The 2,548-nt window shown below is 67.7% G+C and carries 5 protein-coding genes; 3 read left to right on the top strand and 2 right to left on the bottom strand.

The genetic code is table 11. The annotated features are described in order from the left end of the window. Positions 1–908, top strand: a 908-nt coding sequence (locus G6019_RS16520) for an Rv3212 family protein (protein WP_206681842.1), incomplete at its 5' end; no start/stop codon positions are given. 35 nt (positions 909–943) lie between these two features. Here the strand turns inward: G6019_RS16520 and G6019_RS16515 are convergent. Further along, positions 944–1,375: a hypothetical protein gene (locus G6019_RS16515; protein ID WP_234414847.1), complete on the bottom strand. Its 432-nt coding sequence runs from the start codon at positions 1,373–1,375 to the stop codon at positions 944–946. 394 nt (positions 1,376–1,769) lie between these two features. Between G6019_RS16515 and G6019_RS16510 the strand changes: the two genes are divergently transcribed. Beyond that, complete coding sequence (locus G6019_RS16510; RefSeq protein WP_017836612.1) at positions 1,770–2,018, top strand: WhiB family transcriptional regulator; 249 nt, start codon at positions 1,770–1,772, stop codon at positions 2,016–2,018. A 108-nt stretch (positions 2,019–2,126) separates the two neighbouring features. On the opposite strand, the gene G6019_RS16505 is transcribed toward G6019_RS16510, so the two are convergent. Continuing rightward, on the bottom strand, positions 2,127–2,342 hold the full coding sequence (locus G6019_RS16505) for a biotin/lipoyl-binding carrier protein (RefSeq protein ID WP_107755952.1): 216 nt from the start codon (positions 2,340–2,342) through the stop codon (positions 2,127–2,129). Positions 2,343–2,446: 104 nt separating this feature from the next. Here G6019_RS16505 and G6019_RS17795 point away from each other — a divergent pair, with 104 nt between their 5' ends. Next, positions 2,447–2,521 carry a 50S ribosomal protein bL37 gene (locus tag G6019_RS17795; protein WP_370446351.1) on the top strand — a complete coding sequence of 25 codons (75 nt, stop codon included), beginning with the start codon at positions 2,447–2,449 and terminating at the stop codon, positions 2,519–2,521. The last annotated feature ends 27 nt before the right edge of the window (positions 2,522–2,548 follow it).

Below are 2,548 nucleotides of genomic sequence, written 5' to 3'. Positions count from 1 at the left end.
TCGACGGCGCCTCCGGGTGCAGTGACGTGACCTCCCTCGACCCGACCGGGCAGGAGTACGCGAGCACCAGGCAGAGCGCGTTCGCGGACTCGATGGAACTCACCGCGACCTGGAGGCACGTACTCGCGTTGAGTCCGGACCGGCTCGAGATCTGGCGCGACGACCTGGTCCGGACCGTCGAGTACGGGGCGGTGGACGCACCGCAGGAGGCCGGGATGCAGCCCAGGGCGGGGTGCACGCTCGTGACCGCCGACCTCACCGACGAGCGTTTCGCGGTGACCGAGCGCTGCCCCGGCGAGCAGTCCGTCAGGCTGACGATCTCCGAGACCGTCCCCGAGGACAACCGCGCCCCGGAGGAGATCGCCTCGGAGCCGACCGGTGCCGACGGCCTGTGGATCATCGACGTGACCGAGCAGGGGGTCCTGGCGCTTCGGAACCGGGGCCCCGACTGGACCGTCGAGTGGTTCACCTCCCCCACCGAACACTCGACCGTCCTCGGCCTGGACGGCGAGCCGGGCGTACTGCCCTCACCCCGGTCCGTCTCGGGTGACAACGCGCAGGTCCGGTGGTTCGACGGGCGCTCCACGCACGCCTTCGACGGACAGTCCGGGAGGTACTCCTGGACGCTCGGGGCGTCGACCGGCCCCGGAATGACCGGTGGATGGTCCCCGGACCCGGAGGCCCATGCGAATGACGAGTGGGTACTCGTCCCCCTCGACGGTGCCTTCGCGCTCCTCGACCACGACACCGGTCGCGAGTTCCGCCGTCTCCCCGGAGCAGCCACGACGGGGAACGGTGCGACCGGGGAGGGTGTGACAGGAGGCGGCGTGACGGGACTCGCCCAGATCGGCGACATCCTCTACGAGAGCAGGGCGGGTCTGGTCCACGCGTACAAGTTCCTCGACTGACCATTCCGCGGCGCACCCGGTTACGGTCGATCAGGTCACGCGGCGTACCACTCGATCGCGTCCCTGCGGAACAACGAGACCAACGCGACCGCGCAGATCACGGCGAGGAGCAGCCCGGCGAGGTACTGGTCCGAGCCCACCCCGACGTACCAGGCCACGAACAGCAACAACAGCTCGGCGATCACCACCAGACCCCGGCCCCAGCGGCGCCCCCGCAACAGACCGACGCCGGCCGCGAGAAGGCCGCCACCGAGGATCGCGAACCAGACCGCGGTGCCGTAGCCACTGATGACGACGGTCTCCTCCCGATGGCCGCCGGCCGCACGGATGGCGAGGGCCACGGCCACTCCCACACCGATGAGCCCCTGCGCCGAGGAGATCCACCCGGCCAGCCGGACGGGCGTGGGGATGGCCGCTCGGGGATCACGCCGATCAAGCGGGGGACGATGGTCGTCAGGTCGGGTCACGTTCACCTCCACAGACTATGTCGCGACCGCGGCCGAACCCGCACCACCCTTGTGGACTGGACTCCGTTTAGCTCATCACGGCCCCTGGCGTGGGCTTTCGGGTCGATTTGACAACCGGGGTGACCTTTGCCACATGTGACGGGAGAGGGTTGACTTGTCATGGAATCGTGGCACGATCGTTCGTAACAGCGCAGACGCACAATGTTTGCATTGCCTTAACCGAGAGCTCTTCCTCACGGACCGAGCCCGAGGAGAGGGTACACCCCCCACCGCATCGCCGGATGTGAATGACCATGTACGTCCGCGCGCCGATTTTCGCACACATCGGCGCGTCGACGTCGTCTTCTCGTGTCCGGTTGACCCGATAACGGTCTCGTAACCGTAAGGAGTTTCCATGGACTGGCGCCACAAGGCCATCTGCCGCGACGAGGATCCCGAGCTGTTCTTCCCCGTCGGCAATTCCGGACCCGCCCTCGCCCAGATCGCCGAGGCGAAGATCGTCTGCAACCGTTGCCCCGTCACCGCCGAGTGCCTGGCCTGGGCCCTCGAGTCCGGCCAGGACGCGGGCGTCTGGGGCGGGATGAGCGAGGACGAGCGTCGCGCTCTCAAGCGTCGTCGTGCCCGTACCCGCACGTCGGTCTGACCACCACCGTCTGACCACCACCGTCTGATCAGCACCGCCTGATCGACGCGGAGGCCGGTTCCTCTCCCCTGTGGGGGCGGAACCGGCCTTCGTCGTTCCGGACGGAGGTCAGCCGATCACGGCGATGAGATCACCGGCCTGGATGACATCTCCGGGGGTCACGGCCACCTCGGTGACGGTGCCGGCCGTCTCACACAACACCGGGATCTCCATCTTCATGGACTCGAGGAGCACGATGGTATCGCCCTCGGCGACCTCGGTGCCGACGGCTGCGACGACCTCCATGACGTTCGCGACCATCTCGGCACGGACCTGTTCAGTCATTCGGATGTTCCTCTGCTTTCCTCACGCGGCGGCCCCCGGACTCCTCAATGCAACCACACAGGGGTTCTCGTGGGAGACTTGTACACCGACGAAAGGAGGCGACCATGGGCAAGCGTGGCCGCAAGAGGCGGGATCGCCGCAAGAACAACGCCAACCACGGCAAGCGTCCGAACAGCTGAGTCCGGACCACCAGAACCGAGTGGAGG

Source organism: Dietzia sp. DQ12-76, from assembly GCF_014145045.1.
In the GTDB taxonomy this organism is placed as follows: Bacteria; Actinomycetota; Actinomycetes; order Mycobacteriales; family Mycobacteriaceae; genus Dietzia.
Note: the sequence above shows the minus strand (reverse complement) of the source record. Positions and strands in the feature narration are given on the sequence as shown.

Excerpts from the sequence above, each read along its gene's own strand:
- G6019_RS16505 (WP_107755952.1), bottom strand. The coding sequence starts at position 2,342 with ATGACTGAACAGGTCCGTGCCGAGATGGTCGCGAACGTCATGGAGGTC.
- G6019_RS16510 (WP_017836612.1), top strand. The coding sequence starts at position 1,770 with ATGGACTGGCGCCACAAGGCCATCTGCCGCGACGAGGATCCCGAGCTG.